The following is a 17,323-nucleotide window of genomic DNA, read 5'->3' on the forward strand; positions in this document are numbered from 1 at the left end:
ATGACGCAAGTCACGGTGAAACAACTGGCCGATGAGGTCAAAACACCGGTAGAGCGCCTGTTGCAGCAGATGCGTGAGGCAGGTCTGCCGCACACCGCCGCCGATGAAGGTGTGAGCGATAGTGAGAAGCAGTCTCTGCTGACTCACTTGAAGAGCAGCCACAAGGCGAAAGTGGAAGAACCGCGCAAGATTACATTGCAGCGCAAAACCACCAGCACCCTGCGTGTTGCTGGTAGCAAGAGCATCAGCGTTGAAGTACGCAAGAAGAAAGTCTTCGTACAGCGCAGCCCGGAAGAAATCGAAGCCGAGCGCAAACGCGAACTGGAAGAACGCCGCGCAGTAGAAAATGCTGCTCGTCAGAAGGCTGAAGAAGAAGCCAAGCGTCGCGCCGAAGAAGAAGCGCGTCGCCAGCCTGCTGCTGCGCAAACCGCTATTAAAGACGCCGTTGCAGCGCCTGCTGCGGTTGCCGAGCCAGTGCGTGAAAGCGCGCCGGTTGTTGCAGCTGCACCAGCACCTGCGGCCGACACTCGCAAACGCGACGAACAGCGTCGTCCGGACAAACCACGTGCCGACGATACCAATCGTCGTGGCAGTGGCGATGGCGAACGCAAAAACGCTCCGCATCGTGCTTCGGTCAAGGAAAAAGCGCCTGCTCCACGAGTTGCGCCACGTACTACCGACGAAGAAAGCGATGGCTTCCGTCGTGGTGGTCGCGGCAAGGCCAAGCTGAAGAAACGCAACGCCCACGGTTTCCAGAGCCCAACCGGCCCTGTTGTGCGCGAAGTGAAGATCGGCGAGACCATCACTGTTGGCGATCTCGCCCAGCAGATGTCGGTCAAGGCTGCTGAAATCATCAAGTTCATGTTCAAACTGGGTACTCCAGCGACCATCAACCAGGTACTGGATCAGGAAACTGCCCAACTGGTTGCCGAAGAGCTGGGCCACAAAGTGACCCTGGTCAGCGACACCGCCCTGGAAGATTCCCTGGCTGAGTCGCTGAAGTTTGAAGGTGAGGCTGTTTCCCGTGCGCCGGTCGTGACCGTAATGGGCCACGTTGACCACGGTAAAACTTCCCTGCTCGACTACATCCGTCGTGCCAAGGTTGCTGCTGGCGAAGCCGGCGGTATTACCCAGCATATCGGGGCATACCACGTTGAAACCGACCGTGGCATGGTGACGTTCCTCGATACCCCGGGTCACGCTGCGTTTACCGCAATGCGTGCCCGTGGTGCCAAGGCGACCGACATCGTGATCCTGGTGGTTGCGGCGGACGACGGCGTTATGCCGCAGACCATCGAAGCTGTTCAACACGCTCAAGCTGCCGGTGTTCCACTGGTTGTAGCGGTGAACAAGATCGACAAGCCGGGCGCCGATCTCGATCGCATCCGTAGCGAACTGTCGGTCCACGGCGTGACGTCGGAGGAGTGGGGTGGTGACACTCCATTCGTACCGGTCTCGGCGAAGATGGGTACTGGCGTCGATGAGCTGCTCGAAGCTGTCCTGTTGCAAGCCGAAGTGCTGGAACTGACCGCTACCCCGTCGGCTCCTGGCCGTGGTGTCGTGGTTGAATCGCGTCTTGACAAAGGTCGCGGCCCGGTTGCAACCGTTCTGGTTCAAGACGGTACCCTTCGCCAAGGCGACATGGTGCTGGTCGGTTCGAACTATGGTCGCGTTCGTGCCATGCTCGACGAGAACGGCAAGCCAATCAAGGAAGCCGGTCCGGCCATCCCTGTCGAGATTCTCGGCCTGGACGGTACCCCGGACGCTGGCGACGAGATGAGCGTGGTTGCCGACGAGAAGAAAGCCCGTGAAGTGGCTCTGTTCCGTCAAGGCAAGTTCCGCGAAGTCAAACTGGCTCGCGCTCACGCCGGCAAGCTGGAAAACATCTTCGAGAACATGGGTCAGGAAGAGAAGAAGACGCTCAACATCGTCCTCAAATCCGACGTCCGTGGTTCGCTGGAAGCGTTGAACGGCGCCTTGAATGGCCTGGGTAACGACGAAGTGCAAGTGCGTGTGGTCGGTGGCGGTGTCGGTGGTATCACCGAGTCCGACGCGAACCTGGCACTGGCCTCCAACGCTGTACTGTTCGGCTTCAACGTGCGTGCCGATGCTGGCGCTCGCAAGATCGTCGAGCAGGAAGGTCTGGATATGCGTTACTACAACGTGATCTACGACATTATCGAAGACGTCAAGAAAGCCCTGACCGGTATGCTCGGCAGCGATGTTCGCGAGAATATCCTGGGTGTCGCCGAAGTGCGTGACGTGTTCCGTTCGCCGAAGTTCGGCGCGATCGCCGGTTGCATGGTTATCGAAGGTGTTGTTCACCGTAACCGTCCAATCCGTGTACTGCGTGAAGACATCGTTATCTTCGAAGGCGAGCTGGAATCCCTGCGCCGCTTCAAGGATGACGCTTCCGAAGTACGTGCCGGCATGGAATGCGGTATCGGCGTGAAGAGCTATAACGACGTTAAGGTCGGTGACAAGATCGAAGTCTTCGAGAAGGTTCAGGTTGCTCGCAGCCTCTAACTCGCGCACTTCAAGGGCCACGATGAGCCGCCGCATGCAGATGCGCGGCGCAACGTCCGGACTCTAAACGCAACGCCCGGTCTGGCTTTTGTCAGGCCGGGCGTTTGCCGCTTTCAGACCCCTCGGGTTTCCCGAGGGGCAGTAACAGGTAACAAGACATGGCAAAAGAATACAGCCGTACCCAACGTATCGGCGATCAGATGCAGCGTGAGCTGGCACAGCTGATCCGTCGTGAAGTCAAAGACCCGCGCGTCGGCCTGGTCACCATTACCGCTGTTGAAGTCAGCCGTGACGTCGGTCATGCCAAGATCTTCATCACTGTGATGGGGCAGGACAGCGCTGAAGACATCGCGCAGAGCATCAAGGTGCTCAACGCAGCCGCCGGTTTCCTGCGCATGCAGTTGGCTCGCGAAATGAAATTGCGCAGCGTTCCGCAGTTGCACTTCCATTACGACGAAAGCGTCGTGCGTGGCGCGCACCTGTCGGCCCTGATCGAACGTGCGGTGGCTGAAGACAATCAGCACCCGGTAGCGGCTGAACCCGAAGACGCCAAGGAGTAATCGGTGGCTCAGGTCAAACGTATCCGTCGTAACGTCAGCGGCATCATCCTGCTCGACAAGCCGCTGGGGTTCACTTCCAACGCGGCATTGCAGAAGGTTCGCTGGTTGCTCAATGCCGAGAAGGCCGGACATACCGGCAGTCTCGATCCGCTGGCCACCGGCGTGCTGCCGTTGTGCTTTGGCGAGGCCACCAAGTTCTCGCAATACCTGCTCGATTCCGACAAGGCTTATGAAACCCTGGCGCAACTGGGCAAGACCACCACCACGGCCGATGCCGAAGGTGAAGTTTTGCTGGAGCGCCCGGTGACCGTTGGTCGCGCCGATATCGAAGCTGTGCTACCGAAATTTCGTGGGCAAATCAGTCAGATACCGCCGATGTACTCGGCGCTCAAGCGTGATGGGCAGCCGCTGTACAAGCTGGCCCGTGCAGGCGAAGTAGTGGAGCGCGAACCGCGTTCTGTTACTATTGCGCGCTTGGAATTACTGGCCTTTGAGGGTGATACTGCGAGGCTTGCGGTGGATTGCAGCAAAGGCACCTATATCCGCACCCTGGTGGAGGATATCGGTGAGCAACTCGGTTGTGGCGCTTACGTGGCTGAATTGCGACGTACCCAGGCCGGGCCTTTCACGCTTGCACAGTCCGTCACTCTGGAAGAGCTGGAAGCGGTACATGCCGAAGGCGGCAACGAAGCGGTCGACCGCTTCCTGATGCCATCGGACAGCGGCCTGCTGGACTGGCCACTGTTGCATTTCTCGGAGCACAGCGCGTTCTACTGGCTTAACGGCCAACCGGTACGTGCCCCGGATGCACCGAAGTTCGGCATGGTACGGGTACAGGATCACAACGGTCGTTTCATCGGTATCGGTGAAGTGAGCGAAGACGGGCGCATCGCGCCACGTCGACTGATTCGGTCAGAATGACCGGAACCGGCCTGTGTAACAGCAGGTCGGCGAGTGTGGCTGTTAACAGGCACGGTCACTACTCATTTATAGATACAGGGATTTGTCCCTGGCCTGTTGAAGCTGTTTCCTTGAAACAGTTTCCTGATAAAAGGATTGCCTCATGGCTCTCGACGTTCAAGAAAAAGCTCAAATCGTAGCTGACTACCAGCAAGCTGTTGGTGACACTGGTTCGCCAGAAGTGCAAGTTGCACTGCTGACCCACAACATCAACAAGCTGCAAGGTCACTTCAAGGCCAACGGTAAAGATCACCACTCCCGTCGTGGTCTGATCCGCATGGTAAACCAGCGCCGTAAGCTGCTGGACTACCTGAAAGGCAAGGATCTGGGCCGTTACCAGGCTCTGATCGGTCGCCTGGGTCTGCGTCGCTAATAAGCGATTGCGCTAGAGGTTGGTTGTTTGCTGTGTGCCAGCGGGTTTCCCGTCGGTACATGGCAGGCTCCCAGCCTCAAGTTTTATCTGGATATACGTTTTACCCTGGACAGGCGTTGGGCCGATTCCCGACATTGCCCAAGAATTTCGCAAGAAGACAAGTTCCCCAAGAGCCACAAAAGAAGGTAAGACACCGTGAACCCGGTAATCAAAAAATTCCAGTTCGGTCAGTCGACCGTTACCCTCGAGACTGGCCGTATCGCCCGTCAGGCCTCCGGCGCAGTATTGGTCACCGTTGACGATGACGTCAGCGTATTGGTGACTGTAGTCGGTGCCAAACAAGCCGATCCAGGCAAGGGCTTCTTCCCTCTGTCCGTTCACTACCAGGAAAAGACTTACGCTGCCGGTAAGATCCCTGGCGGTTTCTTCAAGCGTGAAGGCCGTCCTTCCGAGAAAGAAACCCTGACTTCCCGACTGATCGACCGTCCGATCCGTCCGCTGTTCCCGGAAGGTTTCATGAACGAAGTGCAGGTTGTCTGCACCGTCGTTTCCACCAGCAAGAAGACCGATCCGGACATCGCTGCGATGATCGGTACCTCGGCTGCGCTGGCCATCTCCGGCATTCCTTTCGATGGCCCGATCGGCGCTGCTCGCGTTGCGTTCCACGAAAGCACCGGCTACCTGCTGAACCCGACTTACGAACAGCTGAAAGCGTCGAGCCTGGACATGGTCGTCGCCGGTACTTCGGAAGCGGTGTTGATGGTTGAATCGGAAGCCAAAGAGCTGACCGAAGACCAGATGCTGGGCGCAGTACTGTTTGCTCACGACGAGTTCCAGGTGGTGATCAACGCCGTCAAGGAACTGGCCGCTGAAGCCGCCAAACCGACCTGGACCTGGGCTCCACAGCCAGAAGCCACCGCACTGCTGGGTGCTATCCGTGCCGAGTTCGGCGACGCGATCTCCCAGGCTTACACCATCACCATCAAGGCCGACCGTTACGCTCGCCTGGGCGAACTGAAAGACCAGGTGGTTGCCAAGCTGTCCGGTGAAGAAGGCCAGCCGACTTCCGCTGAAGTCAAAGCGGCTTTCGGTGAAATCGAATACCGCACCGTTCGCGAAAACATCGTTAACGGCAAGCCACGTATCGACGGTCGCGACACCAAGACCGTACGTCCGCTGAACATCGAAGTCGGTGTTCTGCCGAAGACCCACGGTTCGGCACTGTTCACCCGTGGCGAAACACAGGCCCTGGTAGTCGCGACACTGGGTACTGCCCGTGACGCACAGCTGCTGGACACCCTGGAAGGCGAGAAAAAAGACCCGTTCATGCTGCACTACAACTTCCCTCCGTTCTCGGTCGGTGAGTGTGGTCGCATGGGTGGCGCTGGTCGTCGCGAAATCGGTCACGGCCGTCTGGCCCGTCGTTCGGTTCAGGCCATGCTGCCTGCTGCCGACGTGTTCCCGTACACCATTCGTGTGGTGTCGGAAATCACCGAGTCCAACGGTTCGAGCTCCATGGCTTCGGTCTGCGGTGCTTCCCTGGCTCTGATGGATGCCGGCGTTCCGATGAAGGCACCGGTTGCCGGTATCGCCATGGGTCTGGTTAAAGAAGGCGAGAAATTTGCCGTCCTGACCGACATCCTGGGCGACGAAGATCACCTCGGCGACATGGACTTTAAAGTAGCGGGTACCGCCAAAGGTGTTACCGCGCTGCAGATGGACATCAAGATCAAGGGCATCACCGAAGAAATCATGGAAATCGCTCTGGGCCAAGCCCTGGAAGCGCGCCTGAACATCCTCGGTCAGATGAACCAGATCATTGGCCAGTCGCGTACCGAACTGTCGGAAAACGCTCCGACCATGATCGCGATGAAAATCGACACCGACAAAATCCGTGATGTCATCGGTAAAGGCGGCGCGACCATCCGTGCGATCTGTGAAGAAACCAAGGCTTCGATCGACATCGAAGACGACGGTTCGATCAAGATCTTCGGCGAAACCAAGGAAGCTGCGGAAGCTGCGCGTCAGCGCGTTCTGGGCATCACTGCAGAAGCCGAGATTGGCAAGATCTATGTCGGTAAGGTTGAGCGCATTGTCGACTTCGGCGCATTCGTCAACATCCTGCCGGGCAAGGACGGTCTGGTTCACATCTCGATGCTGAGCGATGCTCGCGTCGAGAAAGTGACCGACATCCTGAAAGAAGGCCAGGAAGTGGAAGTATTGGTACTGGACGTGGACAACCGCGGCCGTATCAAGCTGTCCATCAAAGACGTAGCAGCAGCCAAGGCTTCGGGCGTTTAATCACCCCTTCGCCTGACCGCTTCAACGTTATAAAAAATGCCCCGCCGTGAAAACGGTGGGGCATTTTTTTGTGCAGAAAAATCAAAAGATCGCAGCCTGCGGCAGCTCCTACCCGAGATTGTGTTCAACCACGTTATGTGCGGCATCCATCGATCTGCAGGCGCTGCCGAAGGTTGCGTTCTTTTTGCGGTGCGTGAAGTTGCCTGACCCCGAAGCCGGTGCTAGGTTTAGCCCACAGCCCGTGTAGCTCAGCCGGTAGAGCAGCGCACTCGTAACGCGAAGGTCGCAGGTTCGATTCCTGTCTCGGGCACCACTTCTTGCTATTTCACCTTTCTGCTCAGCTCCTCAACAGTGCGCTTGAGCTGATCTATCGCGCGCTCCTGATCACTGATTTCCCGTTTCAGGCCAGAGATTTCGCTGGTGTTCGAGCTTGAGCTGGAACCGCTGTTGCGCTTTAGCTCTTCGAGCTGACGGGCCTGCTCGCTGAGGGTGCGCTTCTGGCTTTCCAGTTCGGTGGCATTGGCCTTCACGGTTTTTTGCAGGCTTTCAAGATCATCGATACTGACGCTGGTTCTGACAAGTGTGTCCTTACCGAACGAATTGTGGAGGGCGCAGATTTTGTCGGAGTACAACGCAGGGTCAGAGGTGACTTCGACAGCCGCTTGAGCAGCGTTGGCCATGCCGAACAGCAGCGTAGCGGTGGCAAATCGGGTAGACAAAACCTTCGAAAAACTGCGCATCACTGGGTTCCTTGTGCCGTGCCGAAATGGCACATCGCTATGACTTGGGGTTTCGATTTATGTTCCCAAAGATCCCCAACACCTGATGCACGCGGCTTTTTGCACAATAGATGTAAAAGCCCGTGTAAATCATCGGCAAAACGTCCTATATTCGTTGCCTGCATGAGCATCGCCCAGCAGTTTTCAGATGATCCCGAATGGTTCTGAAGGCCAGACAAACCGGGCTTGAAACGGTTTTTTGCGTCAGAGAGATCCTTGATGATCCAGATCCATCTTCCATTCCCCAGATCAGCGAGAACGCCATGTCCGTTAAAGAATTGACCCAAGAAGCCAGACACGAAGAAGCCCTGAAAAAGTACGTGCTGGACGCGCCCCAGTTGCTGGAAGAGATCAAGGACTTGCCCGCCGACGATCAGAAAGACCAGATCCAGTGGGCGTTCGAGGATGAGGCGGAAGCTCAGGGCTTGCAGCCGTGGGAGCTGACGCTCAAGTACACCTCAACCCCGGAAGAGTTCGAGGCTGCGCGCCTGGCGCTGCACAAGGAGGCGGCCGAGGTTTTGGGCGTCGAGTGGGAAGAGTACTGCGAGATGAATAATCTAGTCGTTTGACAAGCTTCAGGCTTCAAGCCGCAAGCTACAGGCAAAGCGAAACCGCTTGTAGCTTGTAGCTTATGGCTTGCAGCTCCTCAAAGACTGAGGCGCATCGACAGGTCCACAGCCTTCACATCCTTGGTCATCGCACCAATCGAAATATAGTCCACCCCGGTTTCGGCGATTGGCAGCAACGTGCTTTCGTTGATACCACCGCTGGCCTCCAGTTTTGCCTTGCCGGCGTTCAGGCGAACCGCTTCGCGCATGTCATCCAGACTCAGTTCATCGAGCATGATGATGTCGGCACCCGCCGCCAGTGCTTCCTTCAGTTCCGCCAGGCTTTCCACTTCGATCTCCACCGGTTTGCCCGGGGCGATCTTGTGCGCGGCTGCGATAGCCTCAGGAATGCCACCGCAGGCGGCGATATGATTTTCCTTGATCAGGAAGGCGTCATACAGGCCGATGCGGTGGTTGTGGCAACCGCCGCAGGTCACGGCATATTTCTGGGCCAGGCGCAGACCTGGCAGGGTTTTGCGGGTGTCGAGCAACTTCACTTGAGTATCGGCGACGAAATCGGCCAGGTACTGCGCGCGAGTGGCCACGCCGGACAGCAGTTGCAAAAAATTCAGTGCGCTGCGTTCGCCCGTCAGCAGCGAGCGCGCCGGCCCTTCGAGGTGAAATAGCACCTGATTGGGGGTCACCCGTTCACCATCGGCTACCTGCCAGTGCACCGCAACCCGCGGATCCAGCTGCCGAAACACGGCATCGACCCACGCCGTGCCGCTGATGACGGCGGCATCGCGGGTGATGATGGTGGCTTTGGCCAGGCGTTCAGCCGGGATCAATTGTGCGGTGATGTCGCCGCTGCCGATGTCCTCGAGCAACGCACGGCGCACGTTGGCTTCGATTTCGGCGGTCAAATCGGCGAGACGTAGATTCGGCATAACGGGCTCCACAAACAAAGTGGCCCGATTATAGGGCCATGGTGCAAGCCAACCCAAGGCATCAACGGCCATTCCATCGTTCGGCAACCTGCATTTGGTCGATTGGCGCGAGCAATCAGTGTTAAGCGAAGGCTTCTCTCTAACGTCTATTTCCTGGGTGCACGTAGAGTCTGCTGGTGCAAAGAAGTTCTTTTGCAGATAATCCGCCTTGCATTTGACGTCATAGCTTTGACGTGATTTTGGATGCCCGATTTTGAATGACAGTGGATGATGACTGTCTTCATTAAGCGTCGGCTGTTTGGCCTGCGTCTCGATCTTTCTTACCGTACCGAAGAATCACCGTTTCAGGAGGCTTGGATGCACAACGACGGGAATGTAGTGCCCTTGCACAAGGCCGCTACCGACCAGGCGACTCACTCGCCGCTTGCCCGCCTGCCCGTGATTCTGCTTCAGGTTCGCGACAAGGCCGCTCAACAGCTCAAACAAGGTTTGCAGGCGCTGTTCGATAACGCCGACGACACCCTGTTCGAAATGGCCGATCGGGCCCGAGACAACGTCGAGCAGAACATCTTCTTCGAGGCCATGCGTGATTTGCGTCTCAAGCGCAAAAGCATCGAGCGAGGTTTTCTCGAACAATTCTTCGAGGCCTTCGTCAGCCTCGCGCAGTACGATATTGCTCAAGCGGCCTTGCCACGGGCATTGGTTTTCGATGCCTCGGCCTCGATGCCCCATGACGACGTGGAGCGTAACGTGGCGGTGGAGGCCATGGTTGGCAAAGTACTGAATCGGGACGGCTTCGCCCTTGATCAGCTCACCGCACGACTCAGCACACTGCTGGGCAAGACGCTGGTCGAACAGCACAATCCCCTGGGGCCGACGCTGCTTTGCGAGTATTTCTTGCAGGCCGGGCGCAACCTGGGGATGGAGATCAAGGTCAAGCTGATCATCCTCAAGCTGTTTGAACGCTATGTGCTCAGCAATGCTGATCAACTCTACGCCGAAGCCAATCAACTGCTGATCGCCACCGGTGTACTGCCGGACCTCAAGCCCGTCCCGGCACGGCGTGCGACCGATCGGGCGGCTGCCAGTGTTCGTGCTGATCCCGCCGAGACAGGCGTGCGAACTGGCAATACACAGATTGACGAAGGCGTGCAGCAAGTCTTCGCCGCCTTGCAGGAATTACTGTTCCACGTGCGTGGCAGCGTTGCGCCGACGCTGGAAGTCAGCGCCCAAACCCAACCCATCTCAACCCGCGATCTGCTGCGCCTGCTCTCGCATTTGCAGCAATACGTGCCAGCGCTGGCGGCTCAGGACGACTTTGACCTGCGCACCCAGCTCGAACAACTACTGACTCGGGTCAGCGTCAAAAGCGGCAAGTCCCGCGTGGTGGGAGTGGCCGACGAAGATGTGATCAACCTGATCGCCATGCTCTTCGAATGCATCCTCGATGACCGCAACCTGCCGGACTCGCTCAAGGCTCTGATTGGCCGTTTGCAGATCCCGATGCTGAAAGTCGCGGTGCTCGACAAGAGTTTTTTTAGCCGCAGCAGCCATCCCGCCCGGCGTTTACTCAACGAAATTGCTGCGGCGGCCATGGGCTGGGGCGAGTGCGATGACCATGAGCGCGATAGCCTGTACCTGCGCATCGAGCAAGTGGTGCAGCGTTTGCTGAACGACTTTGTCGATGACCCGGCAATCTTTTCCGAATTACTGGCCGATTTTCTTGCCTTCACCCATGACGAGCGCCGTCGCAGCGAATTACTTGAGCAACGCACCCGTGACGCCGAAGAAGGCCGTGCCAGGACCGAACTGGCGCGTCAGCGTGTCGAGCAGGCGCTGAACCAGGCGTTGATGGGCAAGGTGCTGCCGCACAGTGTGGTGGCGTTTGTCCAGGAGGCCTGGAGCAAAGTGCTGTTGCTGACCTGCCTCAAGCACGGTGATCAGTCCGCCGAATGGCATGCCGATGTGCAGACCATGGCGCAACTGATCTGGAGCGTGCAGCGCCATGACGAGCCTGACGCGAGTCTGCGTTTGTTGTCGCTGGTACCGGGGTTGCTCAAGTCGTTACGCGATGGTTTGAACAGTTCGGCATTCGATCCGTTCGCCACCGGCGAGTTTTTCAGCAAGCTGGAAGCTTTGCATGTGCAGTTGTTCGAACGTCCGGACCAGAAAAGCATGGCTGTTGACGCTCCGATGATGGTCGAAGTGCAGCAGCAAATCGTGCTTCGCACCGCTGACGAAGGCCCGGTTGAAACCCCATCGATGCGTTTGCCCGAGGACGATTTCGCGTTGCTTCAAGTCGATCAGTTACGCCTGGGCTGCTGGGTCGAGTTTCAGGAAGACCAGGAAAACACCTTGCGCTGCAAGTTGGCGGCGATCATTCAAGCCACCGGCAAGTACATCTTCGTCAACCGTACCGGGATGAAAGTGCTGGAGCACAGTCGCACCGCTCTGGCCCTGGAATTCCGGCGTGGCGCGGTGCGAACGCTGGACGACACCTTGCTGTTCGACCGGGCGCTGGAGTCGGTGCTGGGTAATCTGCGGCGTCTCAATCGCGGCAAGTGATCGCCGCCGAGGGGCTATCGCGGCATACTGGGCACCAACACAGTTGTCGTTGAAGGAACCTGTATGCAGTTGGACCCCGCGAGCGGTTGGTGCCAGGGCGTGCGCATATGCCCCTCGCCTAACTTCAATGCGCGCCCCGAGGGCGAAATTTCCCTGTTGGTGATCCACAACATCAGTCTTCCGCCTGCGCAGTTTGCGACCGGCAAGGTGCAGGAATTTTTCCAGAATCGTCTGGATGTCACGGAACATCCCTACTTTGCAGGAATCGCCGACCTGCGGGTGTCTGCGCACTTTCTGATCGAACGTGACGGCATCGTCACTCAGTTTGTCTCTTGTCTGGAGCGCGCCTGGCACGCTGGCGTCTCGTGTTTCGAGGGACGGGAAACCTGTAACGATTTTTCCGTGGGCATCGAGCTCGAAGGCACGGATGATCTGCCGTTCACCGACGCCCAGTATCAAGCGTTGACGGCCCTGACCCGACAGCTGCAAAGCGCCTTCAAGGACATCACCGCACAACGCATCTGCGGTCATAGCGACATCGCCCCCGGGCGCAAGACTGATCCGGGACCAGCGTTTGACTGGGCACGCTATCGCGCGGCTCTGGAAAAAAAGGAGTGACAATGAGTTTTCTGGTGCTGCTGTTGGCGGTGTGGATCGAGAAATTCTCGGCCCTGCGTCATCAGATTCAACGTGATGGCGGTTGGGTGCGTGAGCTGAACAAGCTTGAAGCCAACCCGCGCATGACAAACCGTCCGTGGCTGATACTGGTGGTGCTAGTGTTGTTGCCGGTGGCACTGCTGGGTTTGCTGTTGGTGGTGCTGGAGCCGGTAGCTTACGGTTTGCTGGCGTTGCCGGTGCATCTGCTGGTGGTGATCTACAGTCTGGGCCGTGGTGATCTGCTGGCCGGCCTCGGGCCATTCCGCGATGCCTGGCGTCGGGAAGACCTGCAAGCCGCTGCCCATGTGGCCAAACGTGACCTGAATATTTGCGCCGACAGCGGCGAGCAACTGCTGGAGCGAGTTGAAGGGCATCTGTTGTGGCAAGCCTATCAGAGCTTTTTTGCGGTGATCTTCTGGTACTTCCTGCTAGGCCCGGTTGCCGCATTGAGCTATCGACTGCTGGCGCTGGCCGAGGAACACGGGCAGAACCTGGCCGTGGTCGAGCGAGCGGCACAGCTGCGTCATGCATTCGATTGGGTACCGGTGCGCCTGCTGGCGGCCAGCTTCGCATTGGTCGGCAACTTTGTTGCGGTCGGCCGAGTGATGTTGAACGAGCTACTGAACTGGAACATCAGCGCCGCCCAGTTGATCGAGAAGGTCGGTTTGGTGGCCGGTGAAATTCCGGCGCCGGTGGTCGGGCCGGACGGCATCAACAGCCTCGACCGGATCTGGGAACTGCTGCTGCGCGCGGCGGTGCTTTGGTATGCCGGGTTTGCGGTGTGGACTGTTTTGTCCTGATTTCTGCTTTGAGTCGAAAAGATCGCAGCCCTGTAGCAGCTGGCGAAGCCTGCGTTCGGCTGCGCAGCAGTCGTGAATCCTGCGTGCACGGTTAGCCTGACAAAATGCAGTGCTTGAGCTGGCGACTGCTTCGCAGCCGAACGCAGGCTTCGCCAGCTGCTACAAGGCTGCGTGTCTGTCGTTAACCTTAAGTTACAAAACCTTCCGCCGATTTAGGCTATACAGGGATAGCGCCAATAGTGGCTATCTGCTGTCTCTGCGCGCCTGCCATAAAAATAAGAATTCAAAAGGGAGACTTCACAGTGAAGAGCTTGCTCTATCCCGCCGTCGCGCTGATGAACCGCCTGAGCTTCGGCATGAAGTTCAGCCTGATCAGCGTGCTGTTCCTCGTGCCGATGCTGGTGACCAACTTCTATCTGGTGCGCGATTCCTATCGCGAATTCCAGGGCACCCGGGTCGAGCTGCAGAGCCTCGACCTGCTGGGCAGCGGCCTGAGCTTGCGCCGGGATCTGGAAACCCTGAACAACCTGGTGCAGATCAACGTCACCCTTGGCCAGTCCGGCAAGGCCGGTGCTGTCGAATCGACTATCAGTACTCTGGAGCAAAGCGTTCTGAGCCGTTTGCAAGGGTTGGCGGCGATGACCACTGACCCGGAGCAAATCACCTTTTTCAATGGCAAGCGCGACGAAATGATCGCCGCGTTCAAGGCCCAGCAAACGGAAACCTCCCTGCAAAGTAAAAGTGCGCTAATCGGCAAATTGCTCGGCAATGCGCAGATTTTCAGCCAGATCATTGCCAGTCAGGCCGGTTTGAGCCGCGACAGCCAGAGCGACATGCGTCAGCTGAGCGAGCTCATTATCAACGTCACGCCAGCTGTCACCCAGACGCTCGGCGAAGGCCGGGCAATGGGGTCTTACTCGTTGGGGCAGGGTTTTCTCAATTCGGCGTCGAGCACCCGTTTCGATGAATTGCTGGCGCAGATCGAAAAGCTTCAGGCTGAATACGCTCTGAAATTGCAGGACGCGCTGGGCTCCAGTAAAGCGGCGCACGAAACCCTGGCTGCTCAGGCCGAAAGCAGCAAGGCCTCCCTGAAAAAGGCCAGTGAACTGTTCGAAGAACAGGTGGTGATGGCCGATACCCTCGATGCGCCGTGGCAGGCTTTTTACGATCAGGTCACAGGCCTGCTCGACCAGACCTACCAACTCAACGAAGCCACCCTGAAGTTTCTCGGCATCCAGTTGCAGCAGCGACTGGAGCAGCACCGCACCCACATGATCCTGCAGGCAGTGGCGCTGACGGTCGTGTTTGTGTTGATTTTTTACCTCTATGGCGGTTTTTACGCCTCGACCCGTACCACGCTCAAGCGGCTTGGCGCGGTGATGGATAAAGTGGCGGCCGGCGACATGACCGTGACCTTCAGCGCCAACAGTCGCGATGAACTGGGCGAGTTGGGCGAGGTGTTCACCGCCACCGTGAAGAAAATCCATGACCTGATCGAGCGGGTGGGCCAGACCGTTGGTGAGGTCGAGCGGCAGGCCGGCCAAGTCGAAAATGTGTCCGCCCAGAGCAACCAGGCGGTGGCGGGGCAACGCACGCAGATCGAGCAGGTCGCCACCGCGATGAACCAGATGTCAGCCACGTCTCTGGAGGTGGCACGCAGTGCCGCGGCGGCCGTGAGCAGCGCCCACAGCGTCAACGACGAGACCATCAGCGGGCGCGGGCTGGTGGAGTCTCAGCAGGGCAGCATCGCTGCACTGGCCAGCGAGATCGATCAGTCGGTGCGGGTAATCAATCAACTGGCCAACGACAGCCAATCCATCAGTCGTGTGCTGGAAGTGATCAAGAGTATCGCCGAACAGACCAACTTGCTGGCGCTCAACGCGGCCATCGAAGCCGCGCGCGCAGGCGAGCAGGGCCGTGGTTTTGCGGTAGTGGCAGACGAGGTCCGGACCCTGGCCAAACGCACCCAGCAATCGACCGAAGAAATTGAGCAGATGATCGCCAAGCTGCACAGCGGTGTCGGTGCGGCGGTCAAGGCGATGGGCACCAGCCATCAGATGGCCAACGGCACGGTCGGGCAATCGGAAAAGGTCCAGCAGGCGCTGGAAAACATTCTCGGCGCCGTCGGCATGATCGTCGACCAGAACCAGCAGATCGCCGCCGCGGTTGAGCAGCAGACGGCCGTGGCTCATGACATCGACCAGAACATCGTCGAGATCAACCGCGCCGGCGAGCGTACTGCCGACGGCGCGCACCAGACCGAAAATGCCAGCCGGGCGTTGTCGGCGCAGGTGGTGGAACTCAAGCAATTGATCAGTGCGTTCCGGGTTTGATGCTACAGAGTTGATTTACTGTGGGAGCGAGCTTATGTGGCGAGGGGGCTTGCCCCCGTTGGGTCGCGAAGCGGCCCCCGGCGCCCATCCAGACAGACCAAGTTGTCCGGATTTGCGACTGCTTCGCAGCCGAACGGGGGCAAGCCCCCTCGCCACAAAAGCCCACAGGTAGTGCGTGAATCAACGGACTACCAGTTAAACAACTCGCAGGCGTTAGCCGTGCTGGCGGCAGCCAGTCGTTCGGGGCTGACGGCCATGATGGCAGCCAGTGCCGCGCAGATCGCCGGCAAATGAGCCGGGCTATTACGTTGACCGGCAAACATGGCGGGGGCCATGTCCGGTGAGTCGGTTTCCAGTACCACCGATTCAACCGGTAAACCGGCGAGTACACGGTGCATGCGCAGGGCCTGCGGCCAGGTCGCGGCGCCGCCCAGGCCGAGTTTGAAACCCAGTTTGATGTATTCGCGCGCTTCTTCATGGCTACCGGCAAAGGCATGAATGATCCCCGCGCGCTTCAAGCGAAATCGTTTGAGCGTGGCAATCACTGCCGCATGGCTGCGTCGCACATGAATCAGCGCCGGCAGATTGAAGTCTGCCGCCAATTGCAGTTGGGCGTCGAACAGCGCTTGCTGGCGTTCACGATCCAGGGTTTCGATGAAGTAATCCAGGCCGATCTCGCCCACCGCACATAGCTGCCGATGGCCCGCCAGACGCGTCAGCCAGTCACCGAGTTCGGTCAAATCCTCAGGCCGATGTTCGTCCAGATACACCGGATGCAAACCAAACGCCGCATACAGATCGGCATCGCTTTGCACCAGGTCCCAGACCCGCTGCCAATTGGCCTGATAAACCCCCAACACCACCATCCGCCGCACGCCGAGAGCGCGACTCTTGGCCAACAGTGCCTGACGATCCATGTCGAAATCCGGGAAATCCAGATGGGTGTGGGTGTCGATCAGTTCCACGGTTCAGCCCTGCAGAATTCGCTGCTTGAAGGTCCGCGCGATGGCCTGCACGCCGGGCTTGTAATCGGCCTGTTCGATGGCCGCCAGCGCCAGTTGCAGCGCCTTGTCGGCGATCAGCTGATGCTGCTGGGACATGGCGTTGACCGGCAGCGGCAGGAAGTCCAGCAACTGCGTATCACCGAAAGTGCCCAGGCGTAGCGGGCGGGTTTTCAGCGGGAAGTCATGCAAGGCATCGAACACGCCCTGAAGCAGCACGTAGGAGGTGGTCACCAACGCATCCGGCAAATGGCCCAGGCGCTGAAGCAACTCTTCCATCAATTGCTTGCCGCACTCACGGCTGAACGACTCGCCGTGTTCGATCAGCGCTTCGCCTTTGAAGCCGTTCAGCGCTTCCTTGAAGCCCGCCGCCCGTTCCTGGCTGATACTCAATTCGGGACGCGCGCCAATCAGCGCGATCTGCTTGGGCAACGGGTCCAGCAGGCTGCGGGTCAGGTGCAGACTGGCTTCGCGATCGTCACTGATCACCGAGCAGAAGTGCTCGGGCTCCATCACCCGGTCGATGGCGATGATCGGAATGCCTTTGGCCTGCAACTGGCGATAGCTATCGTCGCCGGCCGGCAGGCAACTGGCGACGATCAGCGCATCGCAGCGGCGGGCGCGGAACAGTTGCAGCAATTGCCGTTCGCTGTCTGGCGCATCGTCGGAGCTGGCGATCAGCAACTGATAGCCGCGAGCCCGGGCGCCTTGTTCCAGCAGTTTGGCGATTCGCGCGTAACTGGGGTTTTCCAGGTCCGGCAGAATGAACCCCAAAGTGCGGGTATGCCGACTGCGCAGTCCAGCGGCCTGAGGGTTAGGAGTGAAGCCGTGTTGTTCGACAACTGCTCGCACGCGCTCGACGGTGGCGCTGCTGATACGTTGCTGTTCGGCCTTGCCGTTGATGACATAACTGGCGGTGGTCACGGAGACGCCGGCCAACTGTGCAATATCACTGAGTTTCAACCCGGTATTT

General features: G+C 58.6%; 15 protein-coding genes and 1 tRNA gene. 12 read left to right on the plus strand and 4 right to left on the minus strand.

Going from position 1 to position 17,323, the window contains the following annotated elements:
- The 7 genes from infB (at position 1) to FHW68_RS21695 (ending at position 7,033) form a co-directional block, all read left to right on the plus strand.
- The gene (gene infB, locus FHW68_RS21665) at positions 1-2,526 is read left to right on the plus strand and encodes a translation initiation factor IF-2 (RefSeq protein WP_095631229.1); all 2,526 of its coding nucleotides are present in this window, start codon (positions 1-3) and stop codon (positions 2,524-2,526) included.
- A 158-nt stretch (positions 2,527-2,684) separates the two neighbouring features.
- Positions 2,685-3,086 carry a 30S ribosome-binding factor RbfA gene (gene rbfA / locus FHW68_RS21670; protein WP_123355979.1) on the plus strand — a complete coding sequence of 134 codons (402 nt, stop codon included), beginning with the start codon at positions 2,685-2,687 and terminating at the stop codon, positions 3,084-3,086.
- Between the two features lie 3 nt (positions 3,087-3,089).
- Positions 3,090-4,007, plus strand: coding sequence for a tRNA pseudouridine(55) synthase TruB (gene truB / locus FHW68_RS21675; RefSeq protein ID WP_095631231.1), 918 nt, complete (start codon positions 3,090-3,092; stop codon positions 4,005-4,007).
- Between the two features lie 142 nt (positions 4,008-4,149).
- Positions 4,150-4,419: a 30S ribosomal protein S15 gene (gene rpsO, locus FHW68_RS21680; protein ID WP_003176135.1), complete on the plus strand. Its 270-nt coding sequence runs from the start codon at positions 4,150-4,152 to the stop codon at positions 4,417-4,419.
- Between the two features lie 195 nt (positions 4,420-4,614).
- Positions 4,615-6,720, plus strand: coding sequence for a polyribonucleotide nucleotidyltransferase (gene pnp, locus FHW68_RS21685; protein WP_008005453.1), 2,106 nt, complete (start codon positions 4,615-4,617; stop codon positions 6,718-6,720).
- 36 nt (positions 6,721-6,756) lie between these two features.
- Positions 6,757-6,927 carry a hypothetical protein gene (locus FHW68_RS21690; RefSeq protein ID WP_183683040.1) on the plus strand — a complete coding sequence of 57 codons (171 nt, stop codon included), beginning with the start codon at positions 6,757-6,759 and terminating at the stop codon, positions 6,925-6,927.
- A gap of 30 nt (positions 6,928-6,957) precedes the next feature.
- Positions 6,958-7,033 (plus strand) — tRNA-Thr (locus tag FHW68_RS21695).
- A 7-nt stretch (positions 7,034-7,040) separates the two neighbouring features.
- Here FHW68_RS21695 and FHW68_RS21700 read toward each other — a convergent pair.
- Positions 7,041-7,460: a hypothetical protein gene (locus tag FHW68_RS21700; protein ID WP_183683045.1), complete on the minus strand. Its 420-nt coding sequence runs from the start codon at positions 7,458-7,460 to the stop codon at positions 7,041-7,043.
- 302 nt (positions 7,461-7,762) lie between these two features.
- On the opposite strand from FHW68_RS21700, the gene FHW68_RS21705 reads away from it, so the two are divergent.
- Positions 7,763-8,068 carry a DUF6388 family protein gene (locus FHW68_RS21705; protein ID WP_095631233.1) on the plus strand — a complete coding sequence of 102 codons (306 nt, stop codon included), beginning with the start codon at positions 7,763-7,765 and terminating at the stop codon, positions 8,066-8,068.
- 77 nt (positions 8,069-8,145) lie between these two features.
- On the opposite strand, the gene nadC is transcribed toward FHW68_RS21705, so the two are convergent.
- Complete coding sequence (gene nadC / locus FHW68_RS21710; protein ID WP_095631234.1) at positions 8,146-8,994, minus strand: carboxylating nicotinate-nucleotide diphosphorylase; 849 nt, start codon at positions 8,992-8,994, stop codon at positions 8,146-8,148.
- A 357-nt stretch (positions 8,995-9,351) separates the two neighbouring features.
- Here nadC and FHW68_RS21715 point away from each other — a divergent pair, with 357 nt between their 5' ends.
- From FHW68_RS21715 to FHW68_RS27590, 4 genes are all read left to right on the plus strand, one after another.
- Entirely contained in the window at positions 9,352-11,559 is a 2,208-nt protein-coding gene (locus tag FHW68_RS21715; RefSeq protein ID WP_183683115.1) for a DUF1631 domain-containing protein, read from the plus strand.
- Between the two features lie 63 nt (positions 11,560-11,622).
- A complete protein-coding gene (gene ampD, locus FHW68_RS21720) occupies positions 11,623-12,177 on the plus strand; it encodes a 1,6-anhydro-N-acetylmuramyl-L-alanine amidase AmpD (RefSeq protein WP_095631235.1) in 555 nt (184 codons plus the stop codon).
- A 2-nt stretch (positions 12,178-12,179) separates the two neighbouring features.
- A complete protein-coding gene (gene ampE / locus FHW68_RS21725; RefSeq protein ID WP_095631236.1) occupies positions 12,180-13,016 on the plus strand; it encodes a regulatory signaling modulator protein AmpE in 837 nt (278 codons plus the stop codon).
- 1,628 nt (positions 13,017-14,644) lie between these two features.
- Positions 14,645-15,349: a methyl-accepting chemotaxis protein gene (locus tag FHW68_RS27590; protein WP_371916200.1), complete on the plus strand. Its 705-nt coding sequence runs from the start codon at positions 14,645-14,647 to the stop codon at positions 15,347-15,349.
- 188 nt (positions 15,350-15,537) lie between these two features.
- On the opposite strand, the gene FHW68_RS21735 is transcribed toward FHW68_RS27590, so the two are convergent.
- Positions 15,538-16,314: a TatD family hydrolase gene (locus tag FHW68_RS21735; RefSeq protein WP_183683050.1), complete on the minus strand. Its 777-nt coding sequence runs from the start codon at positions 16,312-16,314 to the stop codon at positions 15,538-15,540.
- A gap of 3 nt (positions 16,315-16,317) precedes the next feature.
- On the minus strand, positions 16,318-17,313 hold the full coding sequence (gene cra, locus FHW68_RS21740) for a catabolite repressor/activator (RefSeq protein ID WP_095631239.1): 996 nt from the start codon (positions 17,311-17,313) through the stop codon (positions 16,318-16,320).
- Positions 17,314-17,323: the final 10 nt, after the last annotated feature.

This window comes from Pseudomonas sp. Tn43, from assembly GCF_014192635.1.
GTDB lineage: Bacteria > Pseudomonadota > Gammaproteobacteria > Pseudomonadales > Pseudomonadaceae > Aquipseudomonas.

Excerpts from the sequence above, each read along its gene's own strand:
- infB (WP_095631229.1), top strand. The coding sequence starts at position 1 with ATGACGCAAGTCACGGTGAAACAACTGGCCGATGAGGTCAAAACACCG.
- rbfA (WP_123355979.1), top strand. The coding sequence starts at position 2,685 with ATGGCAAAAGAATACAGCCGTACCCAACGTATCGGCGATCAGATGCAG.
- rpsO (WP_003176135.1), top strand. The coding sequence starts at position 4,150 with ATGGCTCTCGACGTTCAAGAAAAAGCTCAAATCGTAGCTGACTACCAG.
- FHW68_RS21690 (WP_183683040.1), top strand. The coding sequence starts at position 6,757 with ATGCCCCGCCGTGAAAACGGTGGGGCATTTTTTTGTGCAGAAAAATCA.
- FHW68_RS21700 (WP_183683045.1), bottom strand. The coding sequence starts at position 7,460 with ATGCGCAGTTTTTCGAAGGTTTTGTCTACCCGATTTGCCACCGCTACG.
- FHW68_RS21705 (WP_095631233.1), top strand. The coding sequence starts at position 7,763 with ATGTCCGTTAAAGAATTGACCCAAGAAGCCAGACACGAAGAAGCCCTG.
- nadC (WP_095631234.1), bottom strand. The coding sequence starts at position 8,994 with ATGCCGAATCTACGTCTCGCCGATTTGACCGCCGAAATCGAAGCCAAC.
- FHW68_RS21715 (WP_183683115.1), top strand. The coding sequence starts at position 9,352 with ATGCACAACGACGGGAATGTAGTGCCCTTGCACAAGGCCGCTACCGAC.
- ampD (WP_095631235.1), top strand. The coding sequence starts at position 11,623 with ATGCAGTTGGACCCCGCGAGCGGTTGGTGCCAGGGCGTGCGCATATGC.
- ampE (WP_095631236.1), top strand. The coding sequence starts at position 12,180 with ATGAGTTTTCTGGTGCTGCTGTTGGCGGTGTGGATCGAGAAATTCTCG.
- FHW68_RS27590 (WP_371916200.1), top strand. The coding sequence starts at position 14,645 with ATGTCAGCCACGTCTCTGGAGGTGGCACGCAGTGCCGCGGCGGCCGTG.